Annotated in this window: 2 protein-coding genes and 1 pseudogene; 1 reads left to right on the top strand and 2 read right to left on the bottom strand. The window is 73.7% G+C overall.

The genetic code is table 11. The annotated features are described in order from the left end of the window. Window positions 1–47 precede the first annotated feature (47 nt). Complete coding sequence (locus tag JIW86_RS40805; protein WP_257559778.1) at window positions 48–965, bottom strand: DMT family transporter; 918 nt, start codon at window positions 963–965, stop codon at window positions 48–50. A gap of 179 nt (window positions 966–1,144) precedes the next feature. Here JIW86_RS40805 and JIW86_RS40800 point away from each other — a divergent pair, with 179 nt between their 5' ends. Continuing rightward, complete coding sequence (locus JIW86_RS40800) at window positions 1,145–2,551, top strand: MFS transporter (RefSeq protein ID WP_215143683.1); 1,407 nt, start codon at window positions 1,145–1,147, stop codon at window positions 2,549–2,551. A 71-nt stretch (window positions 2,552–2,622) separates the two neighbouring features. On the opposite strand, the pseudogene JIW86_RS40795 reads toward JIW86_RS40800, so the two are convergent. Beyond that, window positions 2,623–26,226: pseudogene (locus tag JIW86_RS40795) on the bottom strand (amino acid adenylation domain-containing protein); the annotation flags it as partial. Between the last annotated feature and the right edge of the window lie 7 nt (window positions 26,227–26,233).

Below are 26,233 nucleotides of genomic sequence, written 5' to 3'. Positions count from 1 at the left end.
TCGCTTCCGCCGTTGCTTACTGCCTTACTGCCTTGCTGTCTTGCTGCCTACCGGTGTGCGGGCGCCGGGGTGGGGCGGCGGGCTCCGCGTCTGCGGGAGACGGCTACTCCCGCCAGGCAGATCGCGCCGCCCAGGAGGGTCAGGGCGCCGGGGACCTCGTCCAGGGCGATCCAGGCGATGAGGACCACGACGGCGGGGACCGCGTAGGTGGTCGCGCCCATCTTGCCGGCGGTGGTCCTGGCGAGGGCGTACGTCCAGGTGGTGAAGGCCAGGGCGGTCGGGAACAAGCCCAGATAGACCATGTTGAGGGTGGCGGTCAGCGGGGCTTCGGGGAGCTGGGTCAGCAGTTGCCAGGCGAAGGGGAGGGTGACGGCGGTGCCGACGAAGCAGCCGTACGTGGTCACCTGGAGCGGGGTCGCGTACGTCAGTGCGGGCTTCTGCGCGACCACACCGGCGCCGTAGGCGAGCGCGGCGAGCAGGCAGAGCAGCACGCCGCCGAGGGAGGAGGAGCCGCCGTCGGAGGTGGACAGGCCCACCACGGCCGCGCCGGCGAAGGAGACTCCCATGCCCGCGAGCAGCATCGGGGGGAAGCCTTCCTTCAGCAGCCAGCCGCTGAGCAGGGCGATCACGAGGGGGCCGATGTTCACGACCATGGCCGCGGTGCCGGCGTCCACGCCCTGCTCGCCCCAGTTCAGCGCCACCATGTAGAGGCCGAACCACAGCACTCCGGAGGTGAGGATGCCGGGCCAGGCCTGGCGCGGCGGGAGCGGGACCCGCTTGATCACGAGGACGAGCGCGAGGGCGAGGGAAGCCGTCAGCAGGCGTCCGAGGGCGAGCGCTCCGGGGGCGTAGTACGCCGCCGCCGAGCGGATCGAGACGAATGCCGAGGCCCAGAGGACTACGGTGACGGCCGCTGCGGCGAGGGCGCGTCGGTCGATGGCGGGGTGGTCGGCCTTGTGATCCATGTGCGCACGGTACTCATGGGCGTTTGGGCTGCACAGCGCGTTTTCCGGGCCGGCGGGCGGCGGGCGGCGGTAGGCGCGAGGCCTCCGGTTGGGCTCAGCGGGATCTCGAGGGGCCGGCGGGACAGTGTCGGCACCGGACCCGTGTCCGGAGTCTGTTTGCCGTCCTCAGGAGGCTGGTCATGTCCGCGCCCGTGCTCGAACCGCGCGTGGAGGCACCGCCCGCGCCCAAGACCCCCCGCCCCCGGCCGGGGCTCGCCCTCGCCGTCATCGCCTCGTGCAACGCGATGATCCAGCTCGACGACGCCATCGTGAACATCGCGCTGCCCGGCATGCGCGCCGATCTCGGGCTGTCGGACGTCGGTTCGTCGTGGGTGCTGAACGCCTACCTGCTCGCCTTCGGCGGTCTGCTGCTGCTCGGCGGGAGGGCCGGCGACATCCTCGGGCGCCGCCGGGTGTTCCTCACCGGCGTGGCCCTGTTCACCGCGGCCGCCGCCGTGCGCGGGCTCGCGTCGGACGTGGAGCTGCTCACCGCGATCCGGGTGGTCCAGGGCATCGGGGCGGCGCTGGCCGCGCCGAGCGGACTGGCCCTGGTGCTGAGCATGTTCGAGGAGGGTGCGCCGCGCAAGCGTGCGATCGCCGTGTGCACGGCGGCCGGCGCGGTCAGTACGGCCGGCGGCCTGCTGCTGGCCGGGACACTGTCCGGTCTGAGTTCGTGGCGGTGGGGTCTGCTGCTGAACGTGCCGCTCGGCGTGCTGATCCTGGTGCTCGGGCCGGTGGCGATCACGGAGACCCGCCGCAATCCGGGCCGTTTCGACGTGGCCGGTGCGCTGCTGTCGGCGGTGGGCGCGGCCGCCCTCGTGTACGGGCTGGCGCGCGCGGCGGAGCAGGGTCTCGGCGATGTGCGGGCGCTGGTGTGCGTGGCGGGCGCCGTGGTGCTGTTCGCGGTGTTCGCGGGCGTCGAGCGGCGGGCCGCGCATCCGATCGTCTCGCTGCACCTGTTCCGGTCCCGCAACCGGGTCCTCGCGTACGTGGGGACGCTGGCCGTGCCCGGTTCGATCATGGGTGCGTACTTCTTCCTGAACCGGTACTTCCAGCAGGAGGCGGGCTACGGCCCGCTGGGCGCCGCGGTCGCGCTCACGCCGCTCGCCGCGACGATGGCGGTGATGGCGTGGGCGGCCGTACGGCTGGAGCGCCAGCTGGGGGCCCGTTACCTGATGGCGGGGGGCGCCGCCCTGCTGCTGACCGGCAACCTGTGGCTGTCGCAGCTCGGGCCGGACACCTCGTACGCGGGCGGGATCCTGCCGCCGCTGCTCCTGCTGGGCGCGGGCATGGCCTGCTGCGTGATCCCGCCGACGGTGCTGGCGACGTCCGGGCTGCGGCGCGGGGACGCCGGAGCGGCCTCCAGCATGCTCAATGCCGTACAGACGCTGGGCGGTTCGCTGGGCCTGGCGATGCTGGTGGCGGTCGCCTCGCGGTCCGGGATGTCCCTGGGCTTCACGGCGGGCGCGGTGTGCGCGGGTGTCGCGCTGCTGGCCGCACTGCTGATCCGTCCCGGTTCGGGCGCGAACGCCGGACCCGGGGCCTGACACCCCCTTCCCTTCCCCTTCCTCGCGCCCGTGGCGTCCGCCGTCCGAAGACGGCGGACGCCACGGGCGTTTCATGCGCCGGGCGTCGGCCCGGCGGGGACGGCCGCGGTCAGCAGCCGGGCCATGGCCTCGGGGTTCTCCATCGGCGCCGAGTGCGCGCCCTCGATGCTCCGGGTCGTGAACGTGCCCCTGGTCAGCGCGGACCAGCCCTTCATCGTGCCCTCGGGCAGCACCGGGTCGGCCGTGGCCGACACCGCCGTGACCGGGATGTCCAGCGGACCCCTGCGGTCGGCGTCCAGCATGCGCTGGTACCGGGTCCACATCTCGGAGTCGTTCCGCAGGTTCTCCAGGTAGCCGGCGAAGACCTCGTCGTGGGCGAGGATCCCGTCGGGCAGCACCCCCCGGAAGGCCTCGGCCAGGGTCGCCGGCTCCGCCGTGTCCCACAGCGCCGACACCTCTTGGAACCGCTGGAGCTCCTCCGGGGCCTCGGTGAACGGCGGCAGCGCGCAGGCGGCGACGAGGGACAGTTCCGGTCCGCCCGCCCTGCTGCCCAGCCGGTGGGCGATCTCCCAGACTCCGCTTGCGCCCTGGCTGTGCCCGTACAGGACGACCGGCACGTCGAGACGGTCGGACATCTCCGCCACGACCCGGTCGACGAGCACGTTCACATCATTCACCGGGGCCTCCCCGACGCTGCCCTCACGGCCGGGAACCCGGATGCCCAGCAGTTCCACGTCCTCGGGAAGGTACGGGACGAGCGGGATGTGGGCGGTGGTCGTGCCGCCCATTCCGGCCATGCACAGGATGCGTGCCCTGGGGTTCGGCGCCGGCTTGAGCACCCGCACCAGCTGGTCGGCCGAGGCCGTCGGCGAGGCGGTGGCCGAGTCCTCGGTGCCGGGCGGGCGCCCGGTGAGTTCGTCGACCAGGTGTCGCGCGATGCCGGCGCAACTGCCGTGCCGGAACAGTACGTCCGTGCCGAGCGGCAGGCCGGTCCGCCTGGCGAGCCTGGCGCGCAGGCCGACCGCCATCAGCGAGTCCATCCCGAGCTGCTGGAGGGGCTGTTCGGCGGGGACGTCCGCCACCCCGAGGGCGGCGGCGGCCTCGACGCGGACCAGTTCGAGCACCGTACGCAGCCGTGCGTCCCGTCCCATGCCCGCCAGCCGCTCGCCGAGTCCGCTCTCCTGGCGCGTGCCCGTCATCTCGGCGCGCGCCTCCGGGATGCCCAGCAGCAGCGGACGCCGCCGGGCGACGCAGAAGGTGGGGGTGAAGCGGGACCAGTCGATGTCGGCCACGCCCAGTGCCACCCGGTCCGTTCCGAGTACCAGGTCCAGTGCGCCCAGTGCCCGGTCCGGGGCCATCATCCGCAGGCCCCGTTCCCGGAGCTGCTCCTCGGCCTCCTCCGTCACCATGCCTCCGTCGGCCCAGCCGCCCCAGTGGACGACGGTGGCCGTGCGGCCGCCCGCCACCCGGTGCCGGGCGAGGGCGTCCAGCGCGGCGTTGCCGGCCGCGTAGGTCGTCCCGCCGCCCGCACCCCACAGGCTGGCGCCGCTGCCGTACAGCAGGAACGCGTCCAGGGGCCGGTCGCCGAGCAGTTCGTGCAGGTGCCAGGCGCCGGACACCTTCGCGGAGAGTTCCTCGGCGGCCCGGGCTCCGTCGAGCTCGGCCAGGAGTGCCATTCCGGCGATCCCGGCGAGGTGGGCGACGACCGTCAGCGGCGGACCGCCGGCGTCGATCCGGTCGATCAGTTCGGCGACCTGCCTCCTGTCACCGACGTCGCAGGCCGCCGTCACGATCTCCGCCCCGGTCGCCTCGAGTTCCTCGCGGAACCGCGCGGAGACCTCGCCGGAGCGGGAGGCGAGTACGACGCGCCGCGTGCCGCGTTCCGCGAGCCAGCGGGCGAGCCGCCGGCCGAGGGCGCCGGTGCCACCGGTGATCAGGGCGGTGCCGCTGGTCGTCCACGGCGCGCCCGGTGCGGGCGTGGTGCGGCGCAGCCTGCGTACGTACCGGCCGTCGGCGCGCAGCGCGATCTGGTCCTCGTCGTCGCCGGCGAGGACGGCGCGGACGAGCTGCCCGGCCCAGTGCGGGTGCGGCTGTTCGGGCAGGTCCGCGATGCCGCCCCAGGCTTCGGGGCGTTCCAGTGCCGCGACCCGGCCCAGTCCGTGGAGCAGGGCCTGCTCGGGACGCGTGACCGGATCGGCCGCGTCCACGCCGACGGCGCCCCTGGTGACCAGCCACACCGGAGTCCTGGGGTGGCTCGTTCCGAGTTCCTGCAGCAGTCGTACGGTCCGGAGGAATCCGTGCCGCGTGCCGTCCTCGTCCGGCGGCGTCAGGACGATCACGCCCTGGAGCTCCGCCGGCAGGGAGGCGAGGTCACCCGGGTCCGTGCCGGCCCGGTGCGCGGCGGCGCCCGCCTCGCCGAGAGCCGCCACCAGCTCCGCGGCGGGTGACGCGGGGTCCCCGAGGACGGCCCAGACCCCGTCCGCCGGTGCCGGGGCGGGTTCGGCGGGCTGCCAGGTCTCCTCGTACAGCCAGTCGGCGATCCCGGCGTGGTCGTCGCGGCCCTGGTGCCAGCGCCGGAGCAGCGGCAGCAGGTCCATGACGCTGTCCCGGTGCTGCCCGGACGCGCCGAGCAGCTCGGCGAGCGCGTCGGCCTCGCCCGCCCCGACGGCGTCCCAGAACCGCTGGTCGGTCGTCTTGCGGCGGGCGGGTTCCTTCCAGTGGCGCTGCCGCTGGAAGGCGTAGCCGGGCAGGCCGACCATGCGGCCGTCGGGGACGGCCGCCGGCCAGTCGATCCCGACACCGTGCGCGTGCAGCGCGCCCAGGGTGCGCTGGAGCCGGTCCAGGCCGCCTTGGTCTCGTTCCATGGCCGCCAGGACCACCGCGTCCCGGTCCGCGCCGCCGTCGGCCAGTGGCATGGCCAGCACGGGATGCGGGCTGACCTCGACGAACACCGTGTACCCGTCGGCGAGCAGCTGTTGCTGGGCGAGGTCGAGCCGTACGGGTTCGCGCAGGTTCCGGCACCAGTAGGCGGCGTCCAGTTCCTCGCCCGAGGCCCGCCGGCCCAGCACGGTGGAGTACAGCGGGATGCCGGTCGGGCGGGGGCGCAGCGGGGCGAGGCGGTCCCGCAGGCCCGGCAGCAGTGCGTCCATGTGCGAACTGTGGGACGCGCAGGAGGTGTTCAGCTTGCCGCACCACACGTCCTGGTCGTCCCACGCGTAGAGCAGCTCTTCGACGACCGCCCGGTCTCCGGAGATGACCGTGGATCCCGGTGTGTTCACCACGGCGACCGAGACGGCGTCCCCGTGCGGAGCCAGTGCCGTCTCGACCTCGGAGACGGGGAGCTCCACCGTCGCCATCTCGCCGTCCGAGTCCAGCGCGGCGAGGGCCGTGCTGCGTGCGGCGACGATCCTGGCGCCTTCGTCCAGGGTCAGGGCGCCGGAGACCACGGCCGCGGGGATCTCGCCCTGGCTGTGTCCGACGACGGCCTGGGCTTCCAGGCCCAGCTCCCGCATGGCCGCCGCCAGGCCGAGGTACATGGTGAACAGCACCGGCTGGGCGATGTCCAGGCGGTCCCAGGCGATGCGGTCCTCGTCCTGGAGCAGTTCGCGGACCGACCAGCCGGTCCAGGGGCGCAGTGCCTCGTCGCAGCGGGCGACCGTGTCGGCGAAGGCCGGGCTTTCGGTGAGCAGGCGCCGGGCCATGCCCGGCCACTGCGAACCCTGGCCGGGGAAGACGAAGACGACCTTGCCCGGCCGTGCGGTGGCGAGGGTGACCGACGCGTCCGGCCGGTCGTGGGCGATGGCGGTCAGTCCTTCGATGACCGCGGTCAGGTCGGATCCGGCCACCGACGCGCGTTCGGCGAAGTGTTCGCGGTGCCGGGTGGTGGTCCAGGCCAGGTCGGTGAGGGTGGTGTCGGGGTGTTCGGTGAGCCACTGGGCCCACCGGCCGGCCTGGTCCCGGAGTGCCTGCGGGGTCCGTCCGGAGACGACCACGGGCGCCGCGGCGCGTGCCGGGGCGGGCTGCGCGGCGGGCTGGGGCGGCTGTTCCAGGACCAGGTGGGCGTTGGTGCCGCCGATGCCGAACGAGGACACTCCGGCCCGTCGGGTGCCCGCCCAGGCCCGTGTGTCGTCGCTGATCCGCAGGACGGCCGGGTCCAGGCCGAGTTCGGGGTTGACACGCTGGAAGTTGACCGTGGGCACCAGCTCGCCGTGGTAGACGCACAGCGCCGCCTTGACCAGCCCCGCCAGGCCTGCGGCCACGTCGGTGTGGCCGATGTTCGACTTCACCGATCCGACGGCGCAGGGCTCGTCGCGGTCGGGGGTGAAGACCTCCTGGAGGGCCTGGATCTCGATGGGATCGCCCATGGCGGTGGCGGTGCCGTGTGCTTCGACGTAGCCGATGTCGGCGGACGACAGTCCGGCGTCGGCGAGCGCGTCGGTGATGACGGTGGCCTGGCCGTTCACGCTGGGCGCGGTGAATCCGACCTTGTCGGAGCCGTCGTTGTTGATGGCGCTGCCGCGGATGACCGCGTAGATCCGGTCTCCTGCCTCGACCGCGTCCGACAGCCGACGCAACACCACCGCCACCACACCGTTGGCGAGGACCGTGCCCGCGCCGTCGGCGTCGAAGGGCCGGCAGTGTCCGTCCGGCGAGGCCACGAAGCCTTCCTGGTACTGATAGCCCTGTTCCAGGGGGAAGGTGAGTGCGGAGGCGCCGACGAGGGCCACGTCTGACTCTCCGCGCAGCAGGCTCTGCCGGGCCAGGTGCGTGGCGACCAGACCCGTGGAGCACGCCGTCTGCACGGTCAGCGCGGGTCCGCGCAGGTTCAGCTTGTGCGCCAGGCGGGTCGCGAGGAAGTCGTTCTTGTTGCCGATCGCCGAGCGGAAGACCTCCGAGGCGTCCTCGGAATCGCCCTGGTCGTAGCCGCCGAAGCCGACTCCGCCGAAGACCCCGATGCGGCCGGGGTCGGCGCCGGGCAGGATGCCGGCGTCCTCCAGGCCCTGCCAGGCCGTCTCCAGGAAGAGGCGGTGCTGCGGATCCATGTTCTCCGCTTCGGACGGAGAGCATCGGAAGAACTCGGCGTCGAAGAGATCGGCGTCCTGCACGTACCCCTTGGCCGGGACGAAGCCGGGGTCCTCCAGCACGCTCCTGGGTATCCCGGCGTCGAGCAGTTCCCGCTCGGTGAAGCGGCGGATCGACTCGACTCCGCCGCGCAGGTTCGCCCAGAACTCGTCCGCGTCATTGGCACCGGGCAGGCGCAGGGCCACGCCGACGATCGCCACCGCGTCCTCGTCCGGACGCTGCCGGTACGTCGCGGCCGCGGTCACCGTGCGCGTGGTGTCGCCGCGCAGGAACGCGGTGAGCTGCCGGACCGTGGAGTAGCGGAACAGCGTCGCGAGCGGGAACTCGCGGTCCAGGGCGGCGCAGAGCCGCTCGTGGACCCGCAGCGCCGCCATCGACGTTCCGCCCAGTTCGAAGAAGCCGCGGTCCGGGTCCACTTCGGCCAGGTCCAGTACCTGCGACCAGGCCGAGACCACCGCGTCCCACACCCGGTCGCCCTCGGCGGCCGGTTGCGCGGGCTCCGGCCGCGGCGCGGGCAGTGCGGCCAGCGCCAGCCGGTCGATCTTGCGGTTCGGTGTCAGCGGCAGGCTGTCCTGCCGGATCCACCGCGCGGGCAGCATCGACACCGGCAGCCGCGCCGCGGCGTGCTCGGCCAGGACCTGCCGGCCGGCGTCCCCGGAGTAGTACACCCACAGGGCCGCCGGGCCGGCGTCCTCGCGTACGACCGCCGCGACTTCCCGCACGCCGGCGCAGCCGGCGACCACGGACTCGATCTCGCCGAGCTCGATGCGGTGTCCGGCCAGCTTCACCTGGCTGTCCACGCGGCCGCAGTACTCCAGTGAGCCGTCCTCGCGGTAGCGGACGACGTCCCCGGTGCGGTACATCCGCCCCGCGCCCTCGTAGGGGTCCGCCACGAACCGCTCGTCGGTCAGCGCGGCCCGGTCCCAGTAGCCCCGCGCGACACCGCGCCCGCCGATCCACAGCTCACCGCGGCAGCCGCGCGGTACCGGCTGCCGGTGCCGGTCGAGCACGGCCAGCCGGGTGTCGAGGACGGGCGATCCCAGCGAAACCGGGCCGGGCTCGACGCGCCAGGTCGTCGACCAGACGGTGGTCTCCGTGGGCCCGTACATGTTGAGCACGTCGCCGCCGCAGGTCCGCAGCAGCCGGTCGGCCAGCCCGCGGTCGAGCGCTTCGCCACCGACCAGGAGCAGCCGCAGCCCGCCGAGCAGCTCACGGCCTTCCGCGTCCGCCAGCAGCATCCTGGCCAGTGACGGCGTGCACTGCAGGTGCGTCGGCCCGTACTGCCGGTATCCGGCCCAGGCGCCGAGTTCTCCGCCGGCGACGACCACGCGGTGGCCCCTGGTCAGGGTCCACAGCAGTTCGAGGCCGGAGATGTCGAAGGACACGCTGGTCACGGCGAGCCAGGTGCCGTCGGCGCCACCGCCGACGCGGTCGTCCATGGCCAGGCAGAAGGCGGCGAACTGCGCGTGTTCGACCACCACGCCCTTCGGGGTGCCCGTCGAGCCCGAGGTGTAGATGACGTAGGCGGGGTCGGACGGTTCCGGTCGGACCGGCACAGCCGAGGCCGGCTGCTGTCCGTGGTGCCCGTCCTCGGCGGTCTCCTCGGCGGTCTCCTCGGCGACCTCCTCGGTGATCTCCTCGACGGACAGCACGCGCGGGCCGTCCGGCAGGACGTCCGCGAGGGAGCCGGCCGAGATCACCACCCCGAGGCCGCTGTCGGACACCACATGGTCCAGACGCGCCTTCGGGTACGCCGGGTCCAGCGGAACGTAGGCGGCCCCGGCCATCCAGGTGCCGAGCATCGCCACCGGCAGATCGGCCGTGCGGGGAAGGCAGAGGCCGACCAGGTCGCCACGGGTCACGCCCAGTGCGGCGAGCCGCCGGGCGATCGCGCGGGCTCGCGCGGACACCTCCCGGTAGGTCAGCTCGTGTCCGTCCGACACCACGGCCACCGCGTCGGGGGTCCGTGCCGCCTGTTCCAGGATCCGCTGGAACGCGGTCTCGCCGGCGGGCCGGGCCGCGACGTCGCCGCCGTGCTCGGCGAGCCAGCGGCGTTCCGCACCGCAGAGCAGTTCGCTCTCGCGGACCGGACGGGCGGGCCGCTCGGCCAGCGAGGCCAGCAGGGTCTCGAAGTTGGCGGCCATCCGGTCGGCCGAGTCCCGGTCCAGCACGTGCGACTGGAACTCCAGCTCCCCGCGCAGCACCCCGCCGTCGGCGGTCAGGGTGAGGCCCAGCTCGAACTTCGACGCGCCCCGGACGTTGCCGGACACGCTGCCCGTGGTGGGAAGCCGCCAGGCCTCCTCGCCCGTGCCGATCGTGGGGAAGGCCGCGCCGCCGTAGTTGAACACCGCCCGGAACAGCGGGTTCTCCTCGCCGGTCCGGTCACCGCCGGCGACGCGCACGACCTCGGTCAGCGGGACGCTCTGGTGCTCGAACACCCCGCGCACACGGGTGTGCGTGCGGGCGAGGACGTCCTCGAAGGACACCGCCCCGGTCAGGTCGCAGCGCAGCGGCAGGGTGTTCGCCAGGAATCCGAAGGTCTCCGCGACCTGCGGCAGCTCCCTCGCCGACCAGATCGTGCCGATGCTGAAGTCGTACTGGTCGGTGTACCGGGCGAGCAGCACCGCGAAGGCGCTGACGTACACGGTGTACCCGGTGACGGAATTGCGTGCGGCCAGCTCGTCCAGAGCGGCCCGGAGCTCCGCAGGCACGGTGAAGTGCACGGCGCCGCCCCGGTCGTCACGGTCGTCACGGTCACCCTGGTCGCCCCGGTCGTTCTCGGCGGTGTCCCGGGCGGGGAGTTCCAGACGCTGGGCTCCCTCCAGTTCGGACGCGAAGTACGCGAGCGAGCGCTCGAAGGCGCCCTGCTCAACGGCCTGCTTCTCCCACCGCGCGTAGTCGCCGAGGTGGTAGCGGACCTCCGGCAGCTCGAGGGGCTGCTGCCCGGCGAGGGCCCGGTACGTCTCGTACAGCTCGTTCAGCAGCAGGGACAGCGACCAGCCGTCGGTGATGGCGTGGTGCAGGGTGAGGCACAGGGTCCACATCTCGCCGGAGTCCACCAGCAGGCAGCGGAACAGGGTCTCGGCATCCAGCTCGAACGGAGTCCGTTCCTCCGCGTACAGCGTCCGGTCGAGCGCGTCGGCATCGGCCACCCGCTCGTGCCGCAGCGGGACGGTGAACTCCCGGTGCACCACCTGGACCAGTTCGCCGTCACGCAGCTCCAACCCGGTGCGCAGCGCCTCGTGACGTTCCATCACCGTACGCAGGGCCCGGCCGAACGTCTCCGGGCACAGGGGGCTCGCCACCTCCAGCCGGAGAACGGCGTTGTACTGCGCGGAATCCGGATGCATCCGCTCCAGGAACCACAGCCGGCGCTGGCCCTCGGTCGCCGGGTGGACGTCGCGCCGCTCGGCGCGTTCCATCACCGGACCGGAAGGCGGCAGCTCGGAGAAGGCGTGGGCCAGCAGATGGTCCACGACCGCCTGGGGCGTGGGGTGCTCGAAGGCGAGCGTGGACGGCAGCGGCGTGCCGGTCACCTCGCTGAGCCGGTTGCGCAGTTGCAGGGCCATCATCGAATCCAGCCCGCGCTCCTGGAACCGCTCGTCCACGGGCATGGGTTCGCCGAGTCCGAGGACGCCGCGGAGGACCTCCTGCACGGCCTCCAGCACGGCGGGGGCACGGGCCGGCTCGGGCAGTGCCGCCAGCCGGGCCGCCAGGTCCGCGGGGGGTGCCTGCCGTTCCTGCCGGCTACGGGATCCGCCGTCGATCCAGTAGCTCTGCCGCTGGAAGGCGTAGCCGGGCAGGCCGACCAGGCGGCCGGGGCCGTCGATGACCCGGGTCCAGTCCACCGGGTGGCCGTGGACGTGCAGTTCGCCGAGGCCGCGCACGATCTGGTCGAGGCCGCCGTGGTCCCGGCGCAGGCTGCCCAGAACCACTCCGCCCCGGTCGGCGGTGAAGGCGGTCAGCGGGATCGCCAGCAGCGGGTGCGCGCTGATCTCGGTGAACACGCCGAAGCCGTCGGCGCTCAGTGCGTCGAGCGCCAGGTCCATGCGCACCGGCTCGCGCAGGTTGCGGCACCAGTAACGGGCGTCCAGGGCCTCTCCGCCGATCCGCGCGCCGGTCACCGTGGAGTACATCGGCACCGTCGTCGCGCGGGGGCGCAGTCCGCTCAGCGCCGCTTCGACCTCGGGCAGCATGGGGTCGACCAGGCCGCAGTGTCCGGCGCGGTCCGCCTTGATCCGGCGGGAGAACACGTCACGGTCCGCCAGCCTCGCGAGCAGGTCGCCCACCGCGTCCGCCGCGCCGGCCACCACCACCGAACCCGGGGTGTTCACCACGGCCACCGACAGCGCACCGCCGTATCCGGCGAGCAGTTCCTCCACCTCGGCCAGCGGCAGTCCCAGCACGGCCATGCCGCCCGAGCCGCTCTCGATGCGGTCGAACGCCTGGCTGCGGACGGCGACCACCTTGGCGCCCTCCTCCAGGGTCAGCGCTCCGGCGACCACGGCGGCGGGCACCTCACCCTGGCTGTGCCCGACCACGGCCTCCGGCTCCAGGCCGACGGACCGCCACACCTCCGCCAGGCCGAGGGCGACCGTGAACAGGGCGGGCTGGGTCACCTCGACGTCGTCCAGGCTCAGCCCGCTCGCCTCGGGGTCCGCCAGCAGTTCGCGGACCGACCAGCCGGTCCAGGGGCGCAGTGCCTCGTCGCAGCGGGCGACCGTGTCGGCGAAGGCCGGGCTTTCGGTGAGCAGGCGCCGGGCCATGCCCGGCCACTGCGAACCGTGGCCGGCGAAGACGAACACGACCTTGCCGCGTTCCTCGGCCACGCCGGTGCACACCGCGTCGGCGGCGTGTCCGTCCCCGAGCGCGGTCAGCCCGCGCACCGCCTCGTCCAGGTCATGGGCGAGTACGGCGGCCCGGTGGTCGAAGTGCCGGCGGTTTCGGGTGGTGGTCCGGACGAGGTCGGTGAGGGTGGTGTCGGGGTGCCGGGTGAGCCAGTCGGCCCATTGCCGTGCCTGGTCCCGGAGTGCCTGCGGGGTCCGTCCGGAGACGACCACGGGCGCCGCGGCGCGTGCCGGGGCGGGTGGCGTGGCCGGCTGGGGCGGCTGTTCCAGGACCAGGTGGGCGTTGGTGCCGCCGATGCCGAACGAGGACACTCCGGCCCGTCGGGTGCCCGACCAGGCCCGTGTGTCGTCGCTGATCCGCAGGACGGCCGGGTCCAGGCCGAGTTCGGGGTTGACTCGCTGGAAGTTGACCGTGGGCACCAGCTCGCCGTGGTAGACGCACAGCGCCGCCTTGACCAGCCCCGCCAGGCCCGCGGCCACGTCGACGTGGCCGATGTTCGACTTCACCGACCCGAGCGAGCACGGCTCGTCGCGGTCGGAGGTGAAGACCTCCTGGAGGGCCTGGACCTCGATGAGGTCGCCCATGGCGGTGGCCGTGCCGTGCGCTTCGACGTAGCCGATGTCGGCGGACGACAGTCCGGCGTCGGCGAGCGCGTCGGTGATGACGGCGGCCTGGCCGCTCACGCTCGGCGCGGTGAATCCGACCTTGTCGGAGCCGTCGTTGTTGATGGCGCTGCCGCGGATGACCGCGTAGATCCGGTCCCCTGCCTCGACCGCGTCCGACAGCCGACGCAACACCACCGCCACCACACCGTTGCCCACCACGGTGCCCTGGCGCTCGGCGTCGAACGCACGGCAGGAGCCGTCCGGGGAGAAGACGAAGCCTTCCTGGTGGTAGTAGCCGTACTCCAGGGGGAAGGTGAGCGCGGAGGCGCCGACGAGGGCCACGTCGGTCTCCCCGCGCAGCAGGCTCTGCCGGGCCAGGTGTGCGACGACCAGACCCGTGGAGCACGCCGTCTGCACGGTCAGCGCGGGACCGCGCAGGTTCAGCTTGTGCGCCACCCTCGTGGACACGAAGTCGGACTTGTTCCCGAGGAGATTGCGGTAGAACTCGTGGAGTTCGGTGATCTCGTCGCCTCGGACGGTTCCGGTGTTGTAGCCGCCGAATCCGGCGCCGGCGAAGACTCCGATGCGGCCGTGGTCGGCGCCGGGCAGGACGCCGGCGTCCTCCAGGCCCTGCCAGGCCGTCTCCAGGAAGAGCCGGTGCTGCGGATCCATGTTCTCCGCTTCGGACCGCGAGTACCCGAAGAACTCGGCGTCGAAGAGGTCGGCGTCCTCCACGTACCCCTTGGCGGGGACGAACGCGGGATCGTCCAGCACGCTGCTGGGCACCCCGGCGTCCAGCAGCTCCTGGTCCGTGAAGCGGCGGATCGACTCGACACCGCCGCGCAGGTTCGCCCAGAACTCCTCCGCGTCGCGCGCGCCCGGCAGGCGCAGGGCCACGCCGACGATCGCCACCGCGTCCTGGTCCGGGCCCGAGTCCGAGCCCGTGCCCGTACGCTCCTCGGCCGCCGCCGGCGCCGTCGCCGCGGGCGCCGCGGGCGTGGTGTCGCCGCGCAGGAACGTGGTCAGCTGCCGCACCGTGGAGTGGCGGAAGAGCGTCGCGAGCGGGAACTCGCGGCCCAGGCCGTCACGGACCAGCTCGTGGACCCGCACCGCCGTCAACGACGTGCCGCCCAGATCGAAGAACCCGCTGTCCGGGTCCACCTCGTCCGGCTCCACCTCCAGCACCTGCGACCAGGCCGAGAGCACCGTCTCCCACACCCGGTCACCGCTGGCGGCCGACTCCGCGGCCTCCGGCTGCGGCTGCGGCGCGGGCAGCGCGGCGGGCTCCGGCGTGACGCCGTCGCCGTGCCGCCGGAACCGGCCCTCCTCCTCGGCGTGGAGCAGGGACAGCCGGCTGACCGGCAGACCGGCGTCCCGGACGAAGGAGGTCAGCAGGGTCTCGAAGTTCGCGACCATGCGCCGTGCGGATCCCTGGTCCAGTACGTGTGTCCGGAACTCCAGCTCCCCGCGCAGTCCCTCCGCGGCGGGTGCGAGGCTCATGGTCAGCTCGAACTTGGCGGTTCCCGCGACGTTGCCGGTGAAGAACCCGGCGAACGGCCGCCACGTGTCGTCATCGGGCTCCGCGCCCAGGCCGTAGTTGAACACCGCCCGGAACAGCGGGTTCTCCTCGCCGTTGCGCTCGGCATCGACGATCTTGACCACTTCGGACAGGGGCACGTTCTGGTGCTCCATCACGCCGAGCACGCGGGACTTCATCGCCGACAGCAGACCGGGCACGTCCGGGTCGGCGGAGAGGTCGCAGCGCAGCGGCAGCGTGTTGGCGAGGAAGCCGACGATCTCCGCCGACCCGGACAGTCCCCGCCCGGACCACACCGTGCCGATGCCGAAGTCCCGCTGGTCGCTGTACCGGGCGAGCAGCACCGCGAAGGCGCTGGCCAGCACCGTGTACAGGGTGACCCCCGCCTCGGAGGCGAGGGCCTCCAGCTCGCCGCGGAGGGCGTCGGACACGGTGAATCCGACCTTGTCCGCGCCGGAGTCCGCATCGCCCGGAGGCAGTTCCAGACGCGGGACCCCGGACAGTTCGTCCCGGAAGAAGCCGAGTCCCGTCTCAAAGGCTCCCCGCTCGATGGAGTCCCGCTCCCAGCCGGCGTAGTCGCCGAGGTGCACGAGCGGCGCGCTGCCGCTGTCGGGAACACGACCGGCGCGGAACTCCCCGTAGGCGGCGAACAGCTGATTCAGCGTCATGACCAGCGACCAGGCGTCGACGATCGCGTGGTGCAGGGTGAGGCAGACCACCTGTTCGTCGGTGCCGGTCAGCACCAGGCAGCGCAGCAGAACGGGTCCGGACAGGTCGAAGGGCGTCTCGGCCTCGCCCCGGATCCGGTCGGCCAGCTCGTCGGAGCCGGCGACCTCCTCGAAGCGCAGCGGGGTGCCGAACTCCTCGTACACCACCTGGACCAGCTCGCCGTCGCGGCTCTCCAGGCCCGTGCGCAGTGCCTCGTGCCGCCGCACCACGTGCTCGACGGCGGAGGCGAACGCCGCGCGGTCCAGCGGTTCGGCGACCCGGACCGGCATCGTCACGTTGTACTCGGCCGTGCCGGGACGCATCTGCTCCAGGAACCACAGCCTGCGCTGCCCCTCGGTCGCCGGATGGACGTCGCGCCGCTCCACGCGTTCCACGCGCGCACGGACCGTGTCCTCCCCCCGGTCCCGCAGGCAGCCGTTCAGGTACTCCGCCAGGCGGGCGGGCGTCGGGTGGTCGAAGACTGCCGTCGCGGGCAGGGACAGCCCGGTCTCGGCGGACAGCCTGCGGCGCAGTTCCACGGCCATCAGGGAGTCCAGCCCGAGTTCGGTGAACTCCGCGTCGGGGCGGATCTCGTCGGGGCGGCCCAACGCCGCGGCCGCTTCGCGCCGCACCATGTCGGCCAGCGCGCGAACGCGCTGCGGTTGCGGCAGAGCGGACCAGCCGGTGTCGGCGCTGCCGGTCCGGGTGTCCGCGAGCCTGCGCATCCGGGTCCTGCCGCGCAGCAGCGGCGAGCGGTCGTCCTCGGCCCCGGACAGATCGATCCGCAGGGGTACGAGATGCGCCCGCCGGCCGGTCAGCGCGGTGTCGAGAGCCCCCAGCGCCTGGGCGCCGGTCAGCGCGGCCACTCCCTGCCTGCGCATCCGTGCCAGTTCGGCCCGTCCCAGGTGCGCGGTCAGGCCCGTACCGGCCTGCTCCCACAGTCCCCAGGACAGGCTCAGCGCGGGAAGTCCCTGCCGGCGGCGCTCGAGCACGACCGCGTCCGCGAACGCGTTCGCCGCGGCGTAACCGCTCTGCCCGGCGCTTCCGAGGACACCCGCGGCGGACGAGAACACCACGAACCAGGCCGGTGAACGGTCCGCGGTCAGCTCGTGCAGCCACCACGCCGCGCGTGCCTTGGGCGCCCAGACGCGTTCCAGTCGCTCCGGAGTCTGGTCCGTGAGCAGCCCGTCGTCGAGTACGCCGGCCAGGTGCCACACGCCGCTGAGGTCCGGGACGGACTCCACGAGTCCGGCCAGCTGTTCGCGACTGGTGACATCGCAGGCCACTACGCGCACGTCTGCGGCCCCGGCGGCGGTCAGCTCGGCGACCAGCTCGTCGGAGCCGGCCGCGGCGTCGCCCCGGCGGGAGGCCAGGACCAGCTTGCGCACTCCCCACGCGCTCACCAGGTGCAGTGCGACCTGCCGGCCCAGTTCACCGGTACCGCCGGTGATCAGCACCGTGCCCTCGGCCGCGGACGCGGTGGCGCCGCCGTCGGGTGCCGTGTCGTGCGGGGAGAACCGGACCAGCCGGGGTACCCGTACCGTACGGCCGCGGACCACCAGCTCCGGCTCGGGCAGGGTCAGTGCCGCCCGCACCGTGTCCGGATCGGCGCCGGCGTCCACGTCCAGCAGCCGCACCGGGTGCCCCTCGGCGCGTGCCGCACGCAGCAGGCCCCACAGGGGCGCCGAGGTCAGGTCGACGCTCTCGTCCTCGTCCGCGGAGATCGCCCGGCGGGTCACCCAGACCAGTTCGGTGCCGGCCGGCCGCGGATCGGCCAGCAGGTCACGCGCACGGACCAGGGCCGCCGCGGTGAACTCCTCCGGGGTACCGGAGGGCTGGGTGGCATCCACGACGATGCGGGAAGGAGCCGGTCCGGTCGCGGTTCCCGTGTCGAACGCGGGCAGTCCGAGCGCGGCCGCGAGGGGGCCGGCGGTGATCACGGTGTCCGCGGGCCCGGCGGCGGCGGGCGACGACGGGCACTCCTGGAACTCCAGCCGGTACAGGTGCTGCTGCGCCGCCGTCCGCACGCCCTCCGCGCGGGCCTCCCGGAGGCGGAGGCCCGCCGTGACGACCAGGTCCCCGTGCTCGTCCGTCACGCACAGCTCGGCCTGCTCGCGCGTCCTGTCGAGGCGTACGCGCACCCGCACGACCGAGGCCCCGGTCGCGTACAGCCGGGCGTCGTTCCACTCGAACGGCAGCAGGACCCGCTTGCCGTCGCGGTGCCGCGTGTTCTCGTCGTCGGCTTCCTCGGCGGTGAGGATCGTGTGGAGCGCGGCGTCCAGGAGGGCCGGGTGGATACCGAAGCCTTCGGGCCGCAGGTCCTCCGGGAGGCGGAGGACGGCGTAGAGCTCGTCGCCGTGCCGCCACAGGGCACTGAGGCCCTGGAAGGCGGGGCCGTAGTCGAGTCCGCGCTCGCGGAAGCGCTCGTAGAACCCGTCCAGGGAGACGTGCTGCGCGGACTCGACCGCCGCCGCCCAGTCGAGGGGTTCGGGGTCGTTCGGGGGTGCGCCGTGGGTGAGCTGGGCGGTGGCGTGGGTGGTCCAGGGCGTGTCGGGGTGGGCGTCGGGGTCGGGGTGGGTGTGGACGGTGGCCTGGCGGCGCCCGTGGCCGTCGATGTCGGTGACGGCGATCTGAAGGCGCAGCCGCCCGGTCTCGGGCAGGACCAGCGGGGTGGCGAGGGTCAGGGTTTCCACCGTGCCGGCGCCGACCCGTTCGGCGGCGGTGAGGACCATGTCCAGGATTCCGGTACCGGGCAGCAGCGTCGTGCCGAACACGCGGTGGTCGCCCAGCCAGGCCTGCCCGCCGTCGGTGGCATCGATCGTGCCGGTGAGGATCAGTCCGTCGCCGGAGGCCAGCGGTGTCGACAGCGTGAGCCACGGGTGGTCCACCCCGTCGGCCCCGTCCACGCCCCGGCCGGAGGCGTCCACGGGGGTGGTGCCGGGGGCGGCGAGCCAGTGGCGCCGGCGGTCGAAGGCGTACGTGGGCAACTCGCTCGCCAGCGGTGCCCGGGGGACGAGTTGCTGCCAGGGCCATGCGTCCGCGTGGGCGAGGCCGGCGCGGACCCATGAGGACAGGACGTCGGTGGTGTCGCCCTGGTCCCGGTGGGCGCTGGCCACGGCGACCCCGCCGTGGTGCTGGGTGATTTCGTCGAGGGCCATGGCCATGACGGGGTGGGGGCTGATCTCGATCCAGGTGTGGTGGCCGTCGGTGGTGGCGGCGTTGCTGGCCTGGTCGAACCGGACGGGCCGGCGCAGGTTGGCGCACCAGTAGTCGGCGTCCATCTCGGTGCCGTGGATCAGACGGCCGTGGACGGTGGAGTAGAGCGGGATCCGTCCGGCTGCCGGCTGAAGGCCGGCGAGCTCCTCGGCCAGGGCGGGCAGCAGGGGATCCATGTGGGCGCTGTGGGAGGCGTAGTCGACCTGCACCCGGCGGGCGAACACGTCCTCGGTCTTCAGCTGCGCCAGCAGGGTGTCCAGGGCATGGGCGTCGCCGGAGATCACCGTGGACGTGGGGGTGTTGACCGCGGCGATCGACAGGCCGGTGCCGGCCAGGCGTTCGCCGATCCACTCATGGCCGCGTTCGACGACGGCCATGCCGCCCTGACCGCGGCAGGTGGCCACGGCCCGGGAGCGGGCCGCGACGATCTTCGCGCCCTGCTCGACGGTCAGGATGCCCGCGACCACCGCCGCGGCCACCTCACCCTGCGAATGCCCGATCACGGCCCGCGGGGCGACGCCCATCGACTCCCACCAGGCGGCCAGGCCCAGGCTCATCGTGAACAGCGCCGCCTGCACCTCCTCCACCCCGGACAGAGGCCGCTGCCCGGTGAGGACCTCGGTGACCGACCATCCGGTCCACGGCAGCAGAGCCGCGTCACAAGCGGCGACCGCTCGGGCGAACGCCGGCGAACGCTCGTACAGCGCCCGGCCCATGCCCTCCCACTGCGACCCCTGCCCCGGGAACACCCACACACCGCCGGCACCGGCCCCCTGGAGGGCCTCGTCGCCCAGTCCCTCGACGGGGGCGATCACACCGGGCGTCTCGATCCCCTCGGCCAGCGCTTCCAGCCGGCTGATGGCCTCGTCGCGGGTGGTGGCCAGGACGGCTCCCCGCTGGTCGAACCAGCCACGGTGCCACCGGGCCGTGGACGCCACCCGCTCCAGCGACACCTCCGGGTGCTCGCGCCACCAGGCGGCCCACCGCCGGGCCTGCGCCCGCACCACACCCGCGTCCCGGCCCGACACCACCACCGGGAACACGCCTTCCGGAACGGCCTGTTCGGTGACGGTCCCTACGGCAGGGGCCTCCTCCAGGACGAGGTGGGCGTTGGTCCCGCTGAGCCCGAACGACGACACGCCCGCACGCCGTACCCGGGAGTCCTCCCGAGGCCAGGAGCGTGCCTCGCCCAGCAGCTCGAGCCCGCTGCCCTCCCATGCGACGTGGGGGCTCGGCTCGTCGGCGTGCAGGGTCGCGGGCAGCTCTTCGTGCTGGAGCGCCAGAACCATCTTGATCACGCCGGTGACGCCCGCGGCGGCCTGGGCGTGACCAATGTTCGACTTCGACGAACCGAGGTACACGGGCCGCTGCGCGGAACGGCCCGGTCCGAAGACCTCGGCCAGGGCGCCCGCCTCGATCGGGTCGCCGAGGGGGGTGCCGGTGCCGTGTGCCTCGATGGCGTCCACGTCCGCCGGGGACAGCCCCGCACGCGAGAGGGCCTGCTGGATCACCCGCCGCTGCGAGGGCCCGTGCGGGGCGGTCAGCCCCTGGGACCGGCCGTCCTGGTTGACGGCCGAGCCGCGGATCACGGCCAGGACCCGGTCACCGTCGGCCTGCGCCGCCGACAGCCGCTTGAGTACGAGCACGCCACAGCCCTCGGACCAGCCGGCCCCGTCGGCATCGGCGGAGAAGCTCTTGCACCGGCCGTCGGCGGCCATGCCCCGCAGCCGGGAGAACTCCACGAACAGCGAGGGTGTCGACATCACGGTCACACCGCCGGCCAGCGCGACGTCGCACTCGCGCTGCCGCAGCGCCGTCACCGCCAGGTGCAGGGCCACCAGCGAAGACGAACACGCCGTGTCCACCGTGACGGCCGGGCCCTGCAACCCCAGGGAGTACGACACCCGGCCCGACAGCACGCTGCCGGCGCTGCCCATCGAGCCGTACGCGTCGAGCGCGCTCAGGTCGTGCTGGTGGAAACGGTCGTAGTCCGACCCCATCGCACCGAGGTACACGCCGGTGTTGCTGCCCTCGAGGCTTTCGGGGCGGAATCCGGCGCGCTCCAGAGCCTCCCACGAGGCTTCCAGCACCAGCCGCTGCTGCGGGTCCATGGCCCGCGCCTCGCGCGCCGGTATCCCGAAGAAGCCCGCGTCGAACTCCTCCACGTCCCGCAGGAATCCGCCGGTGCGCGCATAGCTCTTGCCCACGGCCTCCGGATCCGGGTCGTACACGTCCCAGCCGTCCCACCGCGACGGGAACCCCTCGATCGCGTCCCCACCCGAGGACAGCAGCTCCCAGAACTCCTCCGGAGTCCCCACACCGCCCGGCAGCCGGCACGCCATCGACACGATCGCGACCGGATCGTCGTCCTCGTCCGCGGCCCGGACGACGGCCCCGGTGGGCGGCGCGGCCGGTGACAGGTCCATCCGTTCCAGGAGGAATTCCGCCATGGCGGCCGGGGTCGGGTGGTCGAAGGCCAGTGTCGCGGGCAGCGGGACCTCGGTCTCCTGCGAGATCCGGCGCCGCAGTTCCACGGCCATCAGCGAATCGAGGCCGAGGTCCCTGAGCACCTGCTGGGCCGGCACCGCGCCCTTGTCCGGAAGGCCGAGCACGTTCGCCGCCGCCGACCGCACCAGCAGCGTCACCGTCTCCCGCCGCTGGTCGGGGGAGAGCGCCGCGAGCCTGCCGCGCAGGCCCGAGGGGGCCTCCCCCGCGTTCGCCCGCCGCAGGCGCGTCCTGACCATGCCGCGGAGCAGTACCGGCACCTCGTCCTGGCCGCGGTGCAGCGCGGCCAGCCCGAGCCGCACGGGAACCAGGTGTCCCCGCGAATCCACCGCCAGCGCCGCGTCCAGTGCCCGCAGCCCCTGGTCCACGGAGAGCGGCTCGACGCCCATGCGCCGGATCCGGGTCAGCTCGGCCCGGCCGAGATGCGCGGTCAGCCCCGTGCCGGCCTGCTCCCACAGGCCCCAGGACAGGCTCCTGGCGGGCAGGCCCGCGTGCGTCCGCCATACGGCGAAGGCGTCGAGGAAGGCGTTGCCCGCGGCGTACGTGCTCTGGCCGGGGCTACCGAGCACTCCGGCGAGCGAGGAGAACATGACGAACTCGGACAGCGAGTGCTCTCGGGTGAGTTCGTGCAGGTGCAGCGCCGCGTCCAGCTTCGGAGCCAGTACGCGCTCCAGCCGCTGCGCGTTCTGGTCCGGGAGCAGTCCGTCGTCCAGTACGCCGGCCAGGTGCCACACCGAGTCCAGATCGTCGATGGAACCGATCAGACCGGCGAGGGCTTCCCGGTCGGCGACGTCACAGGCCACGATCCGTACGCTCTCGGCCCCGGCCCCCGTGAGTTCGGCGGCGAGGCCGGCGGCCCCCGGGGCCCGCTCGCCCTGACGCGAGGTCAGTACGAGGCGCCGGACGCCGCGGGTGCGCACCAGGTGCCGGGCGAGCTCCCGGCCCAGCTCACCGGTTCCGCCGGTGACCAGTGCCGTTCCCTCCGATACCGGAGTTCCCCCGGTGGCGCCTTCCGGCTCCGGGCCGACCGGGACCAGCCGCGCGACCCGTATCCCTCCGGCCCGTACGGCGATCTCGGGCTCGTCGGCGACGGACACGGCCCTGGCGAGCACGGCGGTGTCCTCGGCCGCGGAACCGGTGTCCACCAGCCGCAGCGACCGCTGGGGGTACTCGGCGCGCGCGGCACGGACCAGGCCCCAGACCGGGGCGTGCACCAGACCGTCGACGCCCTCCCCCGGCCCGGCCGGTACGGCCTGCCGGGTCACCCAGACCAGTTCGGTCCCCTCCAGCCGGGACTCGGCCAGCAGACCCTGCAGCACGTGCAGTGCGGTGGCGGTGGCCGTGCGCACCGCGTCCGCCAGGTCACCGGGGTCCCGCGTGGTGCTGTCGACGACGAGGCGGGCCGGGGGCTCGTCGCCGGCGTCGAGCAGGGCGCGCAGCCCGGCCACGTCGGTGACGGGCCGTCCGCCGGTCGCGTGCGCGAGGTCGCCGGAGCCGCCGAGGACCCAGGTCTCGGCCGGTACCTCGCGGGTCGCGGGGGAAGGCCGGAAGTCGAGCCGGTAGAGGTGGTCGCTCGTGCGCTGCCGCAGCTGCTGTTCGGTCGCCGGGCGCAGGACGAGCGCGTCCACGTAGGCCACCGGATCGCCGTGGGCGTCCGTCATCCACAGCCGGGCCTCGGACGACGCGGGGTCCCGCTCGATCCGGACGCGCAGTTCGGTGGCCCCGGTGGCGTACAGCTCCACCCCGGTCCACTCGAAGGGGAGCGACACCCGTCCGGTGTCGGCGTCCAGTACGGCGACCGCGTGCAGCGCCGCGTCCAGCAGCGCCGGATGCACCGCGAAGCCGCCTGCCGCCGCGCTCTCGGCCCCGGCCCCGGCCGCCGACTCGGGCAGGCGGACCACGGCGTAGGCGGTGTCGCCGCTGCGGGAGAGCTCCACCAGGCCCTGGAAGGCGGGTCCGTAGTCGATCCCGCGCTCGCGCAGCCCGTCGTAGAACCCGTCCAGATCCACGGGTGTGGTGCCCGCCACCGGCCCGCTCCGCAGGTCCCGGAAGCCGTCGCCGTGGGTGTCGCCGGCCGTCGTGTGGGTGAGCCGGGCGGTGGCGTGGGTGGTCCAGGGCGCGTCGGGGCGGGTGTCGGGGTCGGGGTGGGTGTGGACGGTGACCTGGCGGCCCCCGTGGCCGTCGGCGCCGGTGACGGCGACCTGGACGCGCAGCGCGCCGGTCGCGGGGAGGACCAGGGGGGTGGTCAGGGTGAGGGTGTCGATCCCGGTGGCGCCCACGCGTTCGGCGGCGGCGAGGACCATGTCGAGGATCCCGGTGCCGGGCAGGAGCACGGTGCCGAACACCTTGTGGTCGCTCAGCCAGCGCTGTCCGGGTGCGGTGGCGTCGATCCTGCCGGTGAGGACGAGGCCGTCGTCGTCGGCGAGCGGGGTGGAGAGCGGGAGCCAGGGGTGGTCGAGCCCGTCCGCGCCCCAGGCCGAGGGGTCGGCCGGGGTGCCGGCGGAGGTGGGGAGCCAGTGGCGCCGGCGGTCGAAGGCGTAGGTGGGCAGGGCGGTTTCCACCGGCGTCCGCGGCACCGCGCGCTCCCACGGCCAGCCGTTCCCGCGGGCCAGTCCCGCGCGGACCCATGCGGACAGGACGTCGGTGGTGTCGGCCTGGTTCCGGTGGGCGGTGGCGACGGTGGTTCCGCCGTGGTGCTGGGTGATCTCGTCGAGGGCCATGGCCATGACGGGGTGGGGGCTGATCTCGATCCAGGTGTGGTGGCCGTCGGTGGTGGCGGCGTTGCTGGCCTGGTCGAACCGCACGGGCCGGCGCAGGTTGGCGCACCAGTAGCCGGCGTCCATCTCGGTGCCGTGGATCAGACGGCCGTGGACGGTGGAGTAGAGCGGGATCCGTCCGGCTGCCGGCTGGAGGCCGGCGAGCTCCTCGGCCAGGGCGGGCAGGAGGGGGTCCATGTGGGCGCTGTGGGAGGCGTAGTCGACCTGCACCCGGCGGGCGAACACGTCCTCGGCCCGCAGTTGGGCGAGGAGGGTGTCCAGGGCGTCGCCGTCTCCGGAGATCACGGTGGATCCCGGGGTGTTGACCGCGGCCACGGACAGTTCGGTGCCGGCAAGGCGTTCGGTGATCCACTCATGGCCGCGTTCGACGACGGCCATGCCGCCCTGCCCGCGGCAGGTGGCGACGGCCCGGGAGCGGGCGGCGACGATCTTCGCGCCCTGTTCGACGGTGAGGATGCCCGCCACCACGGCGGCGGCCACTTCGCCCTGCGAATGCCCGATCACGGCCTGCGGGGTGATGCCCATGGACTCCCACCAGGCGGCCAGGCCCAGGCTCATGGTGAACAGCGCCGGCTGTACTTCCTCCACCCCGGACAGGGCACGCCGTCCGGTGAGGACCTCGGTGACCGACCACCCCGTCCAGGGCAGCAGGGCCGCGTCGCAAGCGGCCACGGTCTCCGCAAACACCGGCGAGTGCTCGTACAGGGCCCGGCCCATGCCCTCCCACTGCGACCCCTGCCCCGGGAACACCCACACACCGCCGGGGCCGGCGTCCTGGAGCGCCTCCTCACCCAGCGTCTCGAGGGGAGCGATCACTCCGATGGCATCGGTGCCTTCGGCGAGGGCTTCCAGTCGCTCGATGGCCTCTTCGCGGGTGGTGGCGAGGACGGCGCCGCGGTGGTCGAACCAGCTGCGGTTCCACAGGGCGGTGGACGCCACCCGGTCCAGGGACACCTCCGGGTGCTCGCGCCACCAGGCGGCCCACCGCCGGGCCTGCGCCCGCACCACACCCGCGTCCCGACCCGACACCACCACCGGGAACACCCCACCGGTGGCGGCCTGTTCGGTAGCGTCCGGCCCGGAGACCTCCTCGGGCTCCTCCGTGGATTCCGTGCGCGCCGGTGCCTCTTCGAGGATCAGATGGGCGTTGGTCCCGGACAGGCCGAACGACGACACGCCCGCGCGCCGCGGACGGGACTCCTCCCGCGACCAGGAGCGCGTCTCGCCCAGCAGCTCGAGCCCGCTGCCCTCCCATGCGATGTGCTCGCTGGGCCGCTCGGCGTACAGGCTCGGGGGCAGCTGCTCGTGCTGGAGGGCGAGCACCATCTTGATCACGCCGGCCACGCCCGCGGCGGCCTGGGCGTGACCGATGTTCGACTTCGACGACCCCAGCCATACCGGCTGCTCCGCGGACCGCCCCGGCCCGAATACCTCGGCCAGCGCACCGGCTTCGACCGGGTCGCCGAGGGGGGTGCCGGTGCCGTGTGCCTCGATGGCGTCCACGTCCGCCGGGGACAGCCCCGCACGCGACAGGGCTTCCCGGATCACGCGCTGCTGTGAGGGCCCGTTCGGAGCGGTCAGCCCCTGGGACCGGCCGTCCTGGTTGACGGCCGAGCCGCGGATCACGGCCAGGACCCGGTCACCGTCGGCCTGCGCCGCCGACAGCCGCTTGAGTACGAGCACGCCACAGCCCTCGGACCAGCCGGCCCCGTCCGCGTCGGCGGAGAAGCTCTTGCACCGGCCGTCGGCCGCGGTGCCGCGCAGTCGGGAGAACTCCACGAACACCGACGGCGTCGACATCACGGTCACACCGCCGGCCAGCGCGACGTCGCACTCGCGCTGCCGCAGCGCCGTCACCGCCAGGTGCAGGGCCACCAGCGAAGACGAACACGCCGTGTCCACCGTGACGGCCGGGCCCCGCAGCCCCAGCGCGTACGACACCCGGCCCGACAGCACACTGCTCGCCCTGCCGGTGTTGACGTAGCCGTCCTGGTCCCCGAGGCCGTGCCCCAGGCTGCCGTAGTCGCCGTTCATCGTGCCCAGGTACACACCGGTGTTGCTGTTCTCGACGGCTTCGGAGGGGTACCCGGCCCGTTCGAGGGCTTCCCAGGCGGTCTCCAGGACGACCCGCTGCTGCGGGTCCATGGCCCGCGCCTCGCGCGGCGGTATCCCGAAGAAGCCGGCGTCGAACTCCTCGACGTCCCGCAGGAATCCGCCGGTGCGCGCATAGCTCTTGCCCACGGCCTCCGGATCCGGGTCGTACACGTCCCAGCCGTCCCACCGCGACGGGAACCCCTCGATCGCGTCCCCACCCGAGGACAGCAGCTCCCAGAACTCCTCCGGAGTCCCCACCCCGCCCGGCAGCCGGCACGCCATCGACACGATCGCGACCGGTTCGGTCAGT

Origin of the sequence: Streptomyces sp. NBC_00162 (genome assembly GCF_024611995.1) — a bacterium.
In the GTDB taxonomy this organism is placed as follows: Bacteria; Actinomycetota; Actinomycetes; order Streptomycetales; family Streptomycetaceae; genus Streptomyces.
Note: the sequence above shows the minus strand (reverse complement) of the source record. Positions and strands in the feature narration are given on the sequence as shown.